This is a genomic window from Acinetobacter sp. (assembly GCF_041919735.1).
GTDB lineage: Bacteria > Pseudomonadota > Gammaproteobacteria > Pseudomonadales > Moraxellaceae > Acinetobacter.
In genome coordinates, this window is sequence record NZ_JAYRTF010000010.1 from 19,670 (window position 1) to 34,945 (window position 15,276).

Annotated in this window: 17 protein-coding genes and 1 other RNA gene; 8 read left to right on the forward strand and 10 right to left on the reverse strand. The window is 45.0% G+C overall.

Going from position 1 to position 15,276, the window contains the following annotated elements; translation table 11 throughout:
* Positions 1-17: 17 nt before the first annotated feature.
* Positions 18-926 carry a YbgF trimerization domain-containing protein gene (locus ACE3T3_RS07645; RefSeq protein ID WP_374665619.1) on the reverse strand — a complete coding sequence of 303 codons (909 nt, stop codon included), beginning with the start codon at positions 924-926 and terminating at the stop codon, positions 18-20.
* Between the two features lie 319 nt (positions 927-1,245).
* Here ACE3T3_RS07645 and ffs point away from each other — a divergent pair.
* An RNA gene (ffs, locus tag ACE3T3_RS07650) (signal recognition particle sRNA small type) lies at positions 1,246-1,342 on the forward strand.
* Between the two features lie 103 nt (positions 1,343-1,445).
* Here ffs and ACE3T3_RS07655 read toward each other — a convergent pair.
* The 4 genes from ACE3T3_RS07655 to ACE3T3_RS07670 all read right to left on the reverse strand — a co-directional run bounded on the left by ACE3T3_RS07655 (position 1,446) and on the right by ACE3T3_RS07670 (position 4,551).
* Positions 1,446-2,054 (reverse strand): regulatory protein RecX, encoded by a 609-nt coding sequence (locus tag ACE3T3_RS07655; RefSeq protein ID WP_374665621.1) that lies wholly within the window; start codon positions 2,052-2,054, stop codon positions 1,446-1,448.
* Positions 2,055-2,183: 129 nt separating this feature from the next.
* Positions 2,184-3,227: a recombinase RecA gene (recA, locus tag ACE3T3_RS07660; protein ID WP_374665623.1), complete on the reverse strand. Its 1,044-nt coding sequence runs from the start codon at positions 3,225-3,227 to the stop codon at positions 2,184-2,186.
* A 141-nt stretch (positions 3,228-3,368) separates the two neighbouring features.
* Positions 3,369-3,812 carry an RNA-binding S4 domain-containing protein gene (locus tag ACE3T3_RS07665; protein WP_374665625.1) on the reverse strand — a complete coding sequence of 148 codons (444 nt, stop codon included), beginning with the start codon at positions 3,810-3,812 and terminating at the stop codon, positions 3,369-3,371.
* The gene (locus ACE3T3_RS07670; protein ID WP_374665627.1) at positions 3,805-4,551 is read right to left on the reverse strand and encodes an HAD-IA family hydrolase; all 747 of its coding nucleotides are present in this window, start codon (positions 4,549-4,551) and stop codon (positions 3,805-3,807) included. The genes ACE3T3_RS07665 and ACE3T3_RS07670 overlap by 8 nt, the downstream gene beginning before the upstream one ends.
* A 14-nt stretch (positions 4,552-4,565) precedes the next feature.
* Here ACE3T3_RS07670 and ACE3T3_RS07675 point away from each other — a divergent pair, with 14 nt between their 5' ends.
* Complete coding sequence (locus ACE3T3_RS07675; protein ID WP_374665629.1) at positions 4,566-5,417, forward strand: 3'(2'),5'-bisphosphate nucleotidase CysQ; 852 nt, start codon at positions 4,566-4,568, stop codon at positions 5,415-5,417.
* A 52-nt stretch (positions 5,418-5,469) separates the two neighbouring features.
* Entirely contained in the window at positions 5,470-6,210 is a 741-nt protein-coding gene (locus tag ACE3T3_RS07680; RefSeq protein WP_374665631.1) for a histidine phosphatase family protein, read from the forward strand.
* A gap of 76 nt (positions 6,211-6,286) precedes the next feature.
* On the opposite strand, the gene ACE3T3_RS07685 is transcribed toward ACE3T3_RS07680, so the two are convergent.
* Together ACE3T3_RS07685 and rpsT are read right to left on the reverse strand one after the other, a co-directional pair.
* A complete protein-coding gene (locus ACE3T3_RS07685) occupies positions 6,287-6,727 on the reverse strand; it encodes a hypothetical protein (protein ID WP_374665633.1) in 441 nt (146 codons plus the stop codon).
* Between the two features lie 517 nt (positions 6,728-7,244).
* The gene (gene rpsT, locus ACE3T3_RS07690) at positions 7,245-7,511 is read right to left on the reverse strand and encodes a 30S ribosomal protein S20 (RefSeq protein WP_005010321.1); all 267 of its coding nucleotides are present in this window, start codon (positions 7,509-7,511) and stop codon (positions 7,245-7,247) included.
* Positions 7,512-7,724: 213 nt separating this feature from the next.
* Between rpsT and ACE3T3_RS07695 the strand changes: the two genes are divergently transcribed.
* The 5 genes from ACE3T3_RS07695 to ACE3T3_RS07715 all read left to right on the forward strand — a co-directional run bounded on the left by ACE3T3_RS07695 (position 7,725) and on the right by ACE3T3_RS07715 (position 12,746).
* Positions 7,725-8,390 (forward strand): NAD(P)H-binding protein, encoded by a 666-nt coding sequence (locus tag ACE3T3_RS07695; RefSeq protein ID WP_374665636.1) that lies wholly within the window; start codon positions 7,725-7,727, stop codon positions 8,388-8,390.
* Between the two features lie 11 nt (positions 8,391-8,401).
* Positions 8,402-8,914 carry a ribonuclease E activity regulator RraA gene (gene rraA / locus ACE3T3_RS07700; RefSeq protein WP_374665638.1) on the forward strand — a complete coding sequence of 171 codons (513 nt, stop codon included), beginning with the start codon at positions 8,402-8,404 and terminating at the stop codon, positions 8,912-8,914.
* Positions 8,915-9,215: 301 nt separating this feature from the next.
* Complete coding sequence (locus ACE3T3_RS07705; RefSeq protein ID WP_374665640.1) at positions 9,216-9,995, forward strand: glutathione S-transferase N-terminal domain-containing protein; 780 nt, start codon at positions 9,216-9,218, stop codon at positions 9,993-9,995.
* A gap of 186 nt (positions 9,996-10,181) precedes the next feature.
* Positions 10,182-10,862: a response regulator gene (locus ACE3T3_RS07710; RefSeq protein WP_374665642.1), complete on the forward strand. Its 681-nt coding sequence runs from the start codon at positions 10,182-10,184 to the stop codon at positions 10,860-10,862.
* Positions 10,863-12,746 carry a sensor histidine kinase gene (locus tag ACE3T3_RS07715; protein WP_374665644.1) on the forward strand — a complete coding sequence of 628 codons (1,884 nt, stop codon included), beginning with the start codon at positions 10,863-10,865 and terminating at the stop codon, positions 12,744-12,746.
* Between the two features lie 92 nt (positions 12,747-12,838).
* Here the strand turns inward: ACE3T3_RS07715 and ACE3T3_RS07720 are convergent, their stop codons facing one another.
* From ACE3T3_RS07720 to ACE3T3_RS07730, 3 genes are all read right to left on the reverse strand, one after another.
* A complete protein-coding gene (locus ACE3T3_RS07720) occupies positions 12,839-14,008 on the reverse strand; it encodes a JmjC domain-containing protein (protein ID WP_374665646.1) in 1,170 nt (389 codons plus the stop codon).
* Between the two features lie 164 nt (positions 14,009-14,172).
* Positions 14,173-14,766 (reverse strand): nucleoside triphosphate pyrophosphatase, encoded by a 594-nt coding sequence (locus tag ACE3T3_RS07725; RefSeq protein WP_374665648.1) that lies wholly within the window; start codon positions 14,764-14,766, stop codon positions 14,173-14,175.
* Positions 14,766-15,149 (reverse strand): DUF2237 family protein, encoded by a 384-nt coding sequence (locus ACE3T3_RS07730; RefSeq protein ID WP_374665650.1) that lies wholly within the window; start codon positions 15,147-15,149, stop codon positions 14,766-14,768. Before ACE3T3_RS07730 ends, ACE3T3_RS07725 begins: the two co-directional genes overlap by 1 nt.
* Positions 15,150-15,276: the final 127 nt, after the last annotated feature.

A 15,276-nucleotide genomic window follows, 5' to 3' on the forward strand; every position in this document is an offset into this window, starting at 1 on the left:
TTTTAATCTGGAAAAGTTTATTTAAAATATTTTGCTTCTTCCGATTGCGGATAGCTTTTCAGCAGCTTCTGCTTGTACTGAGTGGCCTGAGCAGCGTTGTGGTCAACATCTTTGGCTATGCTGTAAAGCTGATACAGCGCACGGGATGCGCGGGCTGAATTGGGATATTTATTGGCAACAACCGCATAGTTGCGTTTGGCTTCGGCATAATTTGTTGGGTCGATCGCTAAATTAAATTCCGCAAGCCAAAAGTGCGCATTGCTGATGTAGACACTATTTGGGTTGTTTTTAATAAAATTCTGCATTGGCGCAATAGCTTTCTTCGCGCCGCCTTGCTTATAGGCATCTAAAGCAACAGTATAGGCTGCTTTATCCAGCTCAGCTGGAGATGCCGGCTGAGTGCTGACAATCGCTGGCTGAACCGCAGGCTTTGCCGCGGCCGGCGGAACAGCTGCTGCCGGCTTTGCCGGAGCGGGTGGTGGAGCAGTATTGGCGCTTTTTACTGCTGCGGGCTGGCTGGTTGTACTGCTGGGTGCAGTATCCTGTTGGTTATCCTCCGCATTGGCATCATCCGTTGGTTCGACTTTTTGCTGCAGCATTTCCAATCGCTGGTCTAGGTCGGCATAGCGGTTGGTGAGTTCACTTTTTAATTGCGCAATCTCATTGTCCTGTTCTTCCATTTTGCCGCGCAATGCCCGAATGTCATTTTCCAGCTGCTGGTTTTTTTGCATCAGCTGCCAGTTGAGATTGGTCGTCACTGGTGCGCTGTCTGCGGCATTGTTGCTGGAAGAGTAGGCAGCTGGGGTATTTTGACTGTAAGCAGCGCCATTTTGGCTTAAACCGCGCGATTCAATGGGAACATTTGCGAGGACTGGAGCTGCGCATAATAAGGTGATGGCACCAAGAGCATGCTGATGTAGCGTCATAAAATTTCCGTATTGTTTTGCAGAAGCATAATTTCTATTGAAAAGCCTTTAGCCCGTATTTTGCGAGATAGAAATCTGCTTCCTTGTCTGAATGAGATAGTCACATTAAAAACGTCAAAGGATTGAAAAGCAATAAGCATTTGCAAAGTTGTTGTGTTTTAAAGTAAACCTCTGGGCAAGGCGCTTCACTGCAATTTAGCGGGATAATTTGAGTTTTGCTGTATAAATAATCAAACGAATAAGCAGCTTAGTTAAAATCAGCAATTTGCCTTGCAAGTTCATGAAAAATCTCTATACTCTGTTCTTGCAATGGTAGCCCTGCTGGTTACTTCGCAATTGTAATCTACGAACCCCGCCAGGACCGGAAGGTAGCAACGGTAGTAGACCTATGATGTGCCGAAGGCTTGCTGGCAGGGTTGCCACCAGATTCTAAAATAATAAAATTACTTTTCTTCTCTTTCACTCAAATCTCTATTTATTCTTCTTATTGATAAATACTTTTAAGTAAGTGTTTTAGTTTTACTCGTCATCATTTTCTTTTCTGTTAATTGCTTTCATAATTGCATCCATTTCAAAGCCTCGATACATTAAAAAGCGGATTTGCTCGGCTTTGATTTTAGGGTCTTTGGTCACTTCCAAGCCGTATTTTCGTACTTTCAGCTGATAGGCCTGATCTGCCCAATCCGTTTCTTTCAGTTCCTCTGCAATCAATGCGCTATCAATTTTCTTGCTTTTGAGCTTCATCTTGATTTGATTGGGGCCTTTGCCTTTGCGCTTCTGGCTGGACAGCATAATTTCAGCGACACGCTGATCACTTTGATACTGCTGCGCGGCCAGTTCATCGACCAGTGCAATCACTTCATCACGTGATTCGGCATATAAGGCCAGTTTTTCAATTAATTCAGCTTTGGAGTATTCCTTGCGTGTCAGTACGGCAAAGGCGTAAGAGCGCAAGCGGGAGCCTTGCAGGCCAGGTTTTTTTTCAGTGCGTTCCTGCTCAAAATTTAAAGCATTATCGTTTGGGAGGGGGGTGTTCGAATACGAATGTGCTGACTGATCTGGCTCTTCGCCAAATTCCTGTTTCAGCGCTTGGTAATTAATGAGCTTGGGAAATTTTGAATCGTTCATGAAGGTCTGGGCTTATATAGAAAAACGCCCCTCGGGGCGTTTTGCAGTTTAACCTGAAAAGTTTGGAATGTTCAGCTTTTCAGGCTTGGGAATTGATGCTTTCAGCAGAATTGCGTCAAGGATGCAGATTTAAGCGTCTAAAAAGTCCGGCTCAACTTCATCTTTGTCTTCTGCAGGCACAGTGCCAGTCGTTAAAAGCTGATCACGGATCATTTTTTCAATCGTTTGCACTAATTCAGGGTGTTCTTCTAAATGGCGGATGGTATTGTTTTTACCTTGACCAATTTTGTCGCCTTGGTATGAATACCAAGCACCGGCTTTTTGCACGATTTCCTGCTGAACGGCCAAATCTACCAATTCGCCTAAGTGGTTCACGCCTTTGCCGTAAAGAATCTGGAAGATGGCTTCACGGAAAGGAGGGGCCATTTTGTTCTTCACGACTTTAACTTTGGTTTCAGAGCCGATAATTTCGTCGCCTTCTTTCACTTGGCCGATACGGCGGATGTCTAAACGGACAGACGCATAGAATTTTAATGCGTTACCGCCAGTGGTGGTTTCCGGGCTGCCGAACATGACGCCAATCTTCATACGGATTTGGTTAATGAAGATCACCATGCAGTTTGAGCGTTTAGCGTTACCGGTAATTTTACGCAAAGCTTGGCTCATCAAGCGGGCTTGCAGGCCCATATGCGAGTCGCCCATTTCACCTTCAATTTCAGCGCGAGGCGTCAAAGCGGCAACGGAGTCGACAACGATCATGTCAATCGCGCCAGAGCGCACCAGCATGTCGGCAATTTCCAGCGCCTGTTCACCGTTGTCGGGCTGCGATACGAGAAGATTGTCGATATCTACACCCAGTTTGCGGGCATATTGAGGGTCAAGCGCGTGTTCCGCATCGATAAATGCGCAAGTGCCGCCAGCTTTTTGACATTGCGCAATTGCTTGCAATGTCATGGTGGTTTTACCTGAAGATTCAGGGCCGTAAATTTCTACAATACGGCCTTTCGGTAAACCGCCAATGCCAAGCGCGATATCTAGAGTTAAAGAACCCGTCGATACGGCTTCAACAGCTTGAACGGTATTGTCGCCAAGACGCATTACGGTATTTTTGCCGAATTGCTTTTCAATTTGGCTCAGGGCCGCATTCAGCGCCTTGCTTTTATTATCATCCATCTTAGAACCTCAATACGATGTCACAAACTATATACTCAAGTGGATGTATGTACTTAAAACGTTTTCCACAGGGGTATAGTGACAGAAATTATCCTTATGTACAGTAAAAATCACAATATGTGCGACATATTGTGACGCTCTCTATTCATCATCATTATAAGACCAATGCTGGTCAAACTGCTGATCATTTTCTCTTTTAAATTTGCCAATATCTCGGCGGTCTTTTTTGCTGGGCCGATGATCTGGGCGTGCCAGATTATGCAGCTTTCTTTGCGATGCAAGCAACTCTCTTTTGGCGATACTGACTTCAGTTTCTTCATACAAGAGCTGAGCGGCCGGCGCCGGCCCGCGTACATCTGACAGCGCTTTGACGACAACTGATTTTTTTTCAATGCCTTGCACAATGGTCAGTTCCATGCCGATGCGGACTTCACGCGATACTTTGACCCGTTCGCCATTATGATGCACTTTACCGCCTTCAATGGCGTTTTTGGCAATCGAGCGGGTCTTGAAAAAGCGCGCAGCCCAGAGCCATTTATCTATACGCATTCCAACCGCATCTTCGGCCAGATTTGATTTACGCATATTTTTTCAGTTCCTCATCTTGAACAGCAATAGAAATTTCAGGAATAGCGCTTTCTGCAGCAGGATGCTCTACGTGTGAACTTTCTAAAATAGCAATTAAATCTGTTAATGCGTCCAGCATAGGAAAATTGCAAGCGCTGCGCGGTGAATTTGCCGATGAGGGCTGTGCAATACTGTACAGGTTTTGAATGCCGAAGGCGGCAGCGCCATTCAGCACTTTTTCAGTGTCATCAATGAAATAGCAATGCTTCGGGTCAAAGGCGTGCATTTGCTGCAGCTTTTGCCAAAAAGGCTGAAATTCTTTGGCATGCCCCAACGTTTCACTGCTGACCATCACATCAAAATATTCGCCAATGCCGGTTTCTTCTAATTTGAAGGCCAGTCCAGCGGTATCCGCATTGGTTGCCAGCCAAACAGGATAATCATTGGCTTTTAAATAGCTCAGCAGTTCAATGCAGCCTGCGCGCTGCGCAACGCGGTGCTTATGCTCAATCTGCATAGCGAGCACATCAACCCCCACTTTGGCTGTCCAAAAGCGTGTTGAATACCAATTTAAGGTATGATTATGTTCTTGATAAAATTCGGCCAAGATCTGTTTGCTGTGTTCTAATGAACAATCATGCGTTTGCGCATAGCGGATAGGCAGAAGATGATTCCAGATGAAATCATCATAGTCAAGATCAAGCAGCGTCCCGTCCATGTCGAAAATGATTACGGGTTTGTCTGAGTAATTTGGCATATAAAAGGCTTTCTATGTTTAAAACAGCAGCGTCGCCGCAAGATTCAATGATTTTACAGCTGGTGCCCATTGTGACACAGGCTTGCGAAATTTTGCGAGAAGAATATCAGCGATATTGCGCAGGTGATGCGTTTAATGTGGAAGAAAAAGCGGATCATTCTCCGGTTACGCAGGCGGATTTTCGCGCCAATGCATATATTGCTTCAGAGCTGGCTAAAATTTCTGATTTGCCGCTGCTGTCCGAAGAAGGCGAACAGGATGGGCGGCAGAATTGGCAGCGGTTTTGGCTGTTGGATCCGCTGGATGGCACCAAAGAATTTTTGCACAAGCGCCCAGAATTTACCATTAATCTCAGCTTGGTGGACGGCTCGGAAACGGTCTTTGCGGTATTGGCGATACCGGGGGAGCAAACCTTGTATTTTTGCCCGGAACAGGGCTTGCCGCTGAAATTCAACTATCAGCAGGCACAGTGGTATAGGTATGCGGCGCCAGAGCATCAGCGCGGCGTGCAGATCGGCTTAAGTCAAAGCAGTCAGAATAAGCCGAAATACGCAGAGTATTTAGATGAACTGGCAGCGCTGACTGAATTCAGTGTGTATAAAGCCGGCAGCGCGTATAAATTCTGCATGATGCTGGAAGACCGTGTGGATATTTATCCGCGCTTTCATCCGACCTGTGAGTGGGATACCAGTGCAGGGCAATGCCTGATTGAACGGATTGGCGGCGGCTTGGTGGATTTTAAAGGCCGGCCGTTCTTGTACAATCAGCGCGACACCTTGCTGAATGGCGGATTTATGGCATATAAAAATGCAGAGATGAAGGAAATTGCGATGCAGGCGCTGGCTTTGATGCAGAAACGCCATTGAGCAAAAAACTGTTCATGTTATAGTGGTTGGGTACTCTTGAGTTAAAAGAATTATGCCCTTAGATTTGCTCCCGTCCAGTATGTTCAATGCAATAGACTTATTGCCGGACGCAAAGACTCCTGTAACACTATTTACGCGGCATTCCATCCGTGAAGTTGTGGTTGGGCAGGGGCTTGCAGGCTATGATTTGCAGCTGACCAACCAAGGGAGGGACTTGGCTGAATCTTGGGGCTCCTATCTGATTGATAATACGGATCGGGTCATTCAGCACTGCATTTCTAGTCCAATTCAGCGCTGTGTCGATACCGCTGCGCTGATGATCCAAGGCGCTGATGCGCAAACAGTAGAACCGAATACGCATCATATTGAAATTATTGAGCAGGGGCTTTTGGTTGAGCCGGGCAGTTTTGTTTTAGATATTAAGCAAGCCGGACCGTATTTTCAAAAACAGGGTGCCCTGGGGTTTATCAATAGCTTTGTGAATAATGCATTGCCCGGCATGAAGCATCCGATTCTTGGGGTGGTGGATGTTTTAGAGCTGATTTACAACACGCATCCAACCAATCCTTATGGCCTAAGCCTTGCGGTAAGCCACGATACAATTCTGGCGGCTATTTTAGCGGTGATTTCAGGCAAGCATATTGTTACTAGAGAAGATTGGCCGAAGATGATGGAAGGTCTATTTGTCTGGTTTGAGGGCGATGTGTTTTTGGAGTCCAAACTGAAATGGATCTGGCGCGGCCAATTGAACGAACTGGATATTGCGGAATTTCAGCAGCAAGTCCAGCCGTAAAATGGCGATAAAAAGCACTGTCTGATGAAATGTGCAGGCAGTGCTTTTTTATGGCCATTGCAGAGGGGATGCGGCTCTAAATTTTTGCTTTGAGGCGTTCAGGAAACTCGTGCAAGTCGAGTGTCATTCCGTCGTCATTCAAAGGCCAAAGTGCAGTATTCACGGGCACGCTTTGCTGATGAATGTGGCTGTATTTATCTGCGGCAATCAAGGTGGCAATTTGATGATCTGGGATGGTATAGGCTTCGACAACAGCCTTTGGGTATTGCGTTCGGGTGTAAAAAGCGTCTTCATTTTCGCCATGATGCAGTGCGAAAATACGCTCGACTGCAGGTAAATAGACGCCATAGCTCAGCCATGCATCGACGCCTTGCGACGCTTGAATTTCTGCGGTGCCTTTCATGTTGGAAATGACTTTTCCCAAGACGTCTTTTTCGCCTTTGGCTGTGAAATATTCTATGTATTGCTGTTCTGCGGGCTGAAATTTTTCAAGTGTAGGAAGAAATTTATTAATCATCAGAATCACCTGTTTGTTATTTGGATCACAATGACCGCCAGAAGCACAATACCATAATTTTTTTAAGTGATTATAGTTTTACCTTATGTTTTAAAAAAATCTAATCCAGAGCCTGTGACTCTATAAATACTTTCTAAATGTGAAAAAATTTGATTAGCTTGCTCATCTATATCTAAATTCAGCTTTCCACTTGGGGTTGGGGCAGCGCTTCCAATAGTTTTAATCCATCCACGTATGAGACATGTTTGAGAGTTTCAGATTTATTAGGGAAATCCGTGACATTTTCTACAACTCAAATCCTAAATATTGTTGAGAGGAATCATTGCTATTCGCTGCTTGGCTAATGATTCTAAAACTTTGCGTATATGGCGTTCACGATAAAAAGAAGATGATTTAAATATATTTTTTCGTTAGAGGAAATGTCTTGCCGTTTATGGAAAAAGCAGTCATTGATCGGGAAATAAATATTTTAGATATAAAAAAAGCCCGAAAGGGCTTTTTTTATTTTTGCATCAAATTAGTTAGCTAAAGCTTTAACTTGTGCATTTAAACGGCTCTTATGACGAGCAGCTTTGTTTTTATGGATGATGCCTTTATCAGCCATACGGTCAATTACAGGTACCGCAGTTTTGTATGCTTCTGAAGCAGCAGCATAATCACCAGCAGCGATAGCCGCTACTGTACGTTTAAGATAAGTACGAACCATAGAACGTAAGCTAGCGTTGTGTTTGCGTGCTTTAACGTTTTGACGAGCACGTTTTTTAGCTTGAGCAGAGTTTGCCACTCGTGCACTCCTTGAAATAGATTGGTCTGGGCGGGCTGAAATTCAACTGAAAACCACATCAGCAGAACTATCACCAGCCCGTAAACAAGTGCCATATTTTGATGAGATTATGCAGTTAAGTCAAGTCTTGACATGCTTTGACAACATTTTAGATGAAGAAAAATTTCAAAGAAAACGTTAGATTATTCAGAATGCAGGGAGATTGTTCAAAAAATGATTAAATCTATTGAAAATGCAATTGTAATTGGGGCCACCGGTTTGGTTGGGCGTGAGCTGATTCGGCAGCTGAGTCAAAATGCCAATTGCGCGAATATCACCGCCGTGGTGCGCCAGCGCGATGAAGAATTTAACCATTTGGCAAAAGTTCAGCAATTTGAAATTCAGGACTTCTTGATGCTGAATGAACAGGACGTCAGCGGCTATACCCATGCTTTCAGCTGCCTGGGAACGACTATGAAGCAGGTGGGAACGAAGGAAAAATTTTACAATACTGACTTTGTTATCAACGCGCATTTTGCTGATTTGCTGGAAAACATGGATACGCATTATGTCCTGCTCAGCGCGCTGGGGGCGGATGCAAAATCCACTTTTTTCTATAATCGGGTGAAAGGCGAGCTGGAATATTATGTGCAAAGCTTGAATTTGCCTTGCACTTCTATTGTCCGTCCATCTTTATTGCTGGGCCAGCGTCAGGAGCAGCGCAAACTGGAAGATGCTGCGCAAAAACTGTATCAGCGCTTTTCGCATTTGGTGCCGGATAATTTTAAATTCAAGCCAGTGACAGCGCGTCAGGTGGCTCATACTATGGTCGATGCGGCGCAAACTCAAACTGAAAAATTTCAGATTTATGATAATTTACGCATACAAAAAACCAAATGAGGGATAAAACCGTGTCTACAGTGCCTTTTGTAACTTGCGATCTATTGGATGACAACCCAGAAAAAAACATTCAAGTGGTTACGCCATCGATGGATGGAAAATTTTTCAAAAGTTATGGCGCGCGCAAAAGTTTTGGCGGACAGGCTGTAACTGTAAAGTGTTTTGAAGATAATTCACGGGTTAAAGAGCTATTGGCAACAGACGGCACAGGCAAAGTATTGGTTGTCGATGGCGGCGCGTCGATGCGCTGTGCGCTGATGGGCGATATGATTGCAGAGTCTGCAGTGCAGCATCATTGGAACGGCGTCATTATTTATGGCTGTGTGCGTGATGTGGATGCCATTGCACAGCTTGACTTGGGTGTTCATGCACTGGCGTCTATTCCGCAAAAAAGCAACCGTAAAGGCGCAGGCGAAACGGATCTCCAGCTGAACTTTGGCGGCGTGAGCATCTCATCTGGCGACTTTGTCTATGCAGACAATAACGGCATTGTGATTGCGCAAGAAAAGCTGGTCGATCTTTAAGTTTTCGAACGGCAGCGCAGAAAAGCGTGGATCAAGCATCCATTGATTTGCTTGAAAATGATCCAAGCTAATAAATATCAGCAAATGCGCATCAGCTGCACAGCCTGCTGATGCGCAAAGCGGGAATTTGATATGTCCTTGATCGTCAAAAGTGCCAATCGTGTTGATATTGATGCTATGGATATGGCCAGCCATATCGCCATCCTGCGGCAATAAGATGGATTTATAATGATACCGAGACGCATCTTGGCGGTCTCTTTCAATAATTGAATACAAAAAAATGCAAAAATGGAAAATAATTATGCTGAAACATCAAATGAAAGTCGCGCAATCTTTATTGTCCAGTTTGGCCGAAGGCGGGCGTGGCGCAAGCGGTACGCCGTATCCGATTCAGCCTGAAAAAAAATTAAGGCTCTATGAGTTTGAAGGCAGTCCATTTTGCCGCAGAGTGCGTGAAGTGCTGACGGTGCTGAACTTGGATTATGATGTTTATCCCTGTCCGAAAGGCGGGCAGCGCTATCGCCAGGAAATGAAAAAACTGGGCGGTAAAAAGCAGTTTCCATTTTTAGTTGATGAAAATACTGGCGATCAGCTGTATGAGTCGCAAGACATCATTCATCATTTGTTTAAGCATTATGGGCACTCTGGGAAAACACCGCGCAAGTATGCCCGCTATCCTAAAATTCCTGTTGCAGCCTTTGCCGGAACCCTTGTCAATGGCGCCCGCGGCGTTTGGGTGAATCAGGCGGTTTTGCAGCGGGAGGCGCCAAAACAGCTTCTAGAATTATGGGGTTTCGAAGCCAGCCCTTATACCCGCATTGTGCGCGCTGAATTGTCTGAGCTGGAATTGCCTTACACATTTCATAATGTGGCGAAAGAGCGCTGGCAGGATCAAGGCTTGGCTGTGCTGCGTTTGAAGCCTGGCAAATATATTCCTTTGGCTGGCGGAAAGCGTGAGCAGATTTTAAAAATCATGGGAAACAATGTGCAAGTGCCGTACTTGGCAGATCCAAACACAGGGGTGAAATTGTTTGAATCAGCAGATATTGTGCAATATTTAAAACAGCAATACGGCGCTTAATTGGATTGATGGTCAGGCCGTGCGCCGTGCAAATGATATTTGCTGAGGATACAAATACTTAGATTTAGCATGGTTCGCATGATTTAATTGAAGAATATCTGGAAATATACTTAGAAATAGGGATATGCTGCAGTTTTCTAATTGCATAAAATTAGAAACTTTTGTTGGCAATTAGGGGATGTCGCTATGGATGTGGTTTTACCGGTACCAGTTCTGGTGGTTGAAGATGAAGAAATCATCCAATTGCGGCTGCGGAAAATTCTGCTTGAATTGGGCTATGCTGATGATGTGCTGCTGTTTGCGAAAAATGTAAAAGAAGCTTTTGATATTTTACAGCAGCAGCCTATTTCACTGGCTTTAATTGACTTGGGTTTACCGGATGGGCATGGCACAGAAATTATTGAAAAAATCCGTTCATCTGAAAGCAATGCCCTCATTTTAGTGATTTCTGCATGGAGTACGCAGGAAAGCCTATTCGGCGCGATTAAAGCAGGCGCGACAGGCTATGTGCTCAAAGAGCGTGATGATGCGGAGGTTTTGCTGTCAATCCGCAGTATTTTACGTGGCGGTGCGCCTATTGATCCATTTATTGCGCGCGAAATCCTCAAGCAAATTGCCGTTTCTGATATAGACACCCCAGCCGCTGCTGAAAACACTGCCGTAGACACTGAGCAAAGCCTGCTGACAATACGTGAAAAGGAAATACTGGGCTTGGTTGCTCAAGGCCTAAGCAACCGTGAAATTGCCGAGAATCTGTTCGTTTCGCGTTATACAGTAGAAAGCCATATTAAGCATATATACCGTAAACTTTCAGTGACCAAAAGAACCAAGGCGGTCAGCGCTGCAAGATCATTGGGAATTCTGTAAATGGCACTATGGAAATATTTTTGCTGTATTTGCATATGTTGCCTGTTCAGTACGCTCAGCAGCGCATCCAGTATTTCCTATGCAATCAACAGCCAGTGCCAAGTAAAGATCAACAGCATCAGCAAAGTCAAAACATCATCTCATTTAGAATTGCCGCAAAAGGGCTGGGAAGCGGTAAGCTCGCTGCCTGACAATTGGTATAAAACATGGCCCAATTATTCCGGCGGTGCATGGTATAAGCTGAAATGGAATTGGTCTTGCAAGGATAATGCAAGGCTGGCGGAACCGATCGCATTTTCCATCAGCTATATCAGTACTGCGGGCGCCATTTTTTTAAATGGCGACGTGCTCTGGAAAGATAAGCATTTACATGAGCCTTTATCTAAAAGCTGGAATATGCCACGATTTTGGGCAATTCCAATATCCGGATTAAAAAAAGGTGAAAATGAAATTCTTATTTATGTTGTTGGCTATTCTGCCATGAGCGCAGGTGTTGGTAATTTAAAATTTGATAATGTCATTAATGCTTATGATTTAAATAAAAAAAGGGTTTGGAATACACGTACGCTGTTTCAAATCAATTTGATTCTATCCGCTACGCTGTGTGTATTTTGTTCGGCTATTTGGCTATTCCGCCGTTCTGAATCGAGTTTTGGCTGGTTTGCTGTCAGTTCTGTGATTTGGATTATTTTTATTGCCAATATCCTTTCGACAGAAACAACGGTCTTTTCCAGTTCAGTGATGTCGGCCAGATTCAATCTGATTGCTTTTATGCTGTATATAATGTGCTTTTGCACGTATTTGCTGCGTTTTATTCAGGTAAAAAAACCAGCCTTGGAGCGGTTTTTTTGGATTTTAACCGCCGCATTGATTTTAGCTGTCATAACCGTTTCTTTTGAGCAGATGAAAGCGTTTTTTGATGCTGTATTTTTGCTGTATTGCTTCATGTATTTGATGGTCTATTTATACCTTTGCATTACGGCAATTAAAGTCAGGCGGGGAGACTATATCCTGCTGGCGATCTGCATGACTGCAATTGTGTGCTGTTCTTTATATGACGTCAGAATGGCTTTTATTTGGGAGGGTGGTGATTTAACGCCTTTACTGCCTTATACTTCGCCTTTGATTACGCTGTTTATCGTGCTGATTTTGAGTGCAAGATTAAGCAAAAATGTTAAAAAAATAGAAAAATTCAATGAAGAGCTGTCTGCAAAGGTACAGCAGGTGAGCCGCGATTTAAGCGCAAGCTTAACAGATAAGCATAGTTTGGAATTGAGCAATGCGCGCCTGCAGGAAAGAATGAAGCTGTCGCATGACCTGCATGATGGATTGGGCTCATCTATCGTCCGCTCCATGATTTTAGTGGATCAGTGTGATAAAGAAATTCCAAATCAGCAGTTTCTGTCAATGCTGAAGCTGATGCGGGATGACTTGCGTCAAATTATTGACAGCGGTTCAGTAGAAGGCAGTAAAATTCCAGAAAATCCGTTAATTTGGATTGCGCCAGTACGCCACCGTTTCAGCCAGCTGATGGATGAAATGGATATGCAGGCGGAATGGAAGATTGCCCCAGATTGGCAAACTAAACCGTCCGCGCTGCAGTGCTTGAATTTAATTCGCGTTGTAGAAGAGAGCTTGACCAATGTTTTGAAGCATAGTCAGGCGACACGGGTCAAAGTCAGCATGGAATATACTGCCCCGGCGCAGTTAAAACTCGTGATTCAAGACAATGGCGTTGGTTTTGATGTGAGTTTAGTGAAGCAGAATGGTTTAAGTATTGGAATGCGCAGTATGCAAAGCCGTATCGAGCGGATGGGCGGGCAAGTCAGCATTCAATCGCAAAAAGGATTAACAGAAATTCTTGTGATTATTGATTTGTCATGAGCAGGGTCGAGGTGTTTTTAAAGCCAGCTTGCAACATGCGCATATAAAAAGAGGGCCTGAGCCCTCTTTTTATTGGTTTCGCTGAATCAGGATTATTCTTCAGATTCTGCAGGCAGCAGCATCAGCACGGATTCATTCATCAGCATGGCGATATCTTCTAAAATATCCTGATCGAATAAATTTTCATCCAGCGCAACGGCTTGGCCGTCTGCAATATTTTTCAAATGTGGCGCAAACTGCTCTGAAATGCAGATGCTTTCGCCATTGGCCCAAAACAGCAGTTCATCTTCCTGATCGGTGTAGAGCAGGCGGGAAGCCGGTTCCAATATAAGTAAATAGCCTTGTTCCAGCGCGTCTTCTAAATCGCCTGTGCCGATTTCTTCGGCTTCTGGAATGTTTTCAGGATATTTCGGCTCAGACATGAGGCTGACAATGGCATCTTCAATCATGGTTGAGTTCTGCAATTGCGCAAAAATTTTCTCTTTTAAATATTCCAGCTCATTTTGCGTGATTTGACCAATCGGGCTTTGCTGATCGCGGATGATATCCAGCAGCGGGTTTTTCAGCAGCTCATTTTCAGAGAATTTGTCGCATACGCGGTCCATCATATTCGTGACATTCGGCATGCGGAAACCAAACGAGAAAGTCAGGCATTCATCTTCTGCAACGCCGTAATGCGATAAGCCTGGCGGAACATACAGCAGGTCGCCGGGTGCAAGCACTTCATCAAAATGCACATCCATTTCAGGCAGCAGTTTTAAAGGCTGGCCTGCAGCGAAATCTGTATCGGCATCGCACATTTGACCCAGCTGCCAGCGGCGGTGGCCGCAGCCTTGTACAAGAAAGACATCATAAAAATCGAAATGCTTTCCGACGGAGCCGCCTTGAGGCGCATAAGAGACCATGATGTCGTCGCGGCGCCATTGAGGAATAAAAGGAAACTTCTTCCACATTTCGGCCAGATCAAATGAGTAATGGTCAACAGCCTGTACCAGCAGCGTCCATAATTTCGGCATTTTTTGGAAATCGGCTTTCAGCAAGGGTGATGATTTTACAGACCATTGATTTGGGTCACGGTCTTTCTGCTTGATCAGGCGGGCAGTGACGTTTTCATCCAGCGCCAATTCCATCACGTCATTCGGTTCCAGCAGGCCTGCAATTTCTGGCAGCGCATTGCGCACAAGGAGTGGTTTTTTTTGCCAATATTCGGCAAGGAATTGTTCAGCGGTGATTCCGCCAAGAACGTCTAAAGGCTGGGACATTATTCTGACTGCTTAAAAAAATCAAGGGTATTTTCGCCTGTACTGACTGTGACTGCAAGTACAGCTTGAAGATCGAAAAATACGGGAGATGCGGATCGGGGGGAGAGGGATTCAGGCGGCTTATCAGCAGCATCTGCCGTGGATAAGCCGGATCGGTGAACTGCTTAAGGCACCAAAACATTCAGCTGGCGCAGAATATTGCACAGCTTGATCATCGGCATGCCCATCAGCGTCGTTTGGTCATGGCCCATCATTTCTTCAAATAAGCTGATGCCTAAGCTTTCGCACTTAAAGCTGCCAGCGCAATGCAAAGGCTGCTCCATTTCGACATAGCGTTCAATTTCCGGCAGGCTCAGTTTGCGGAATTTAACTTTATAGTGTTCGACGAGCGTCTGTTCAAAGCCAGTCGAATGCTGCTGCACGCTGAGCGCCGTACTGAAATACACAATTTTATCGGAGTTGGCCTGCAGCTGCTTCACGGCTTTTTCCGGGCTGAGGGGCTTGCCGATGAAAATATCCGGCGCGCCTTCACGCCAAGCCACTTGGTCTGAACCAATGACAATCGCATCCGGATGCTGTCCGGCAATGCATTTGGCTTTTTCTAAAGCTAAACGCATGGCCAGATCATCGGCGTGGCTTTCACCGCGCGGCGATTCATCAATATCAGGCACTATAGACAGGTAATCAATCCGTAAGCGGTCCATTAAATCTTTACGGGTTTGGCTGCTGGACGCCAAAATGATTTTTTGAGTATTCATTACACTGCATATTCCATGAGTACATGAAGCGGCACATAAGACAGTACGGCTTGATGACATGCTTGTATTTTAATAGGCGGGGCAATGCCGGCTTGGTATGCTTCCACCCAACGGGTCACACAGATGCACCAGAAGTCTCCTGGCTGCAGGCCTGGAAAACCGGCTTCAGGCAGTGGTGTGATTAAATCATTGCCCGCTTTTTGAGAAAAGTTTAAAAATTCGGAAGTCATTTCTGCACACATGGTGTGCTGGCCCAGATCGGTGGCGGCGGTGTGGCAAAAGCCGTTGCGGAAATATCCGGTAATCGGATCAAAGCAGCAGCTGGCCAAAGGCTCGCCTAAAACATTTAAACGGTTAATATTTGGATCTGGATGAATAGACATAAGCTCTGAATCTTTAAGGGGCTTTTGACTATGATAGCAAAAGTTTGGCTTTCGATGCCTTTTCTGCAAAAGAAGCTAACCTTTTTCTGCATAATCATTTAAAATCTCCGCGTTTTGATATCAATAA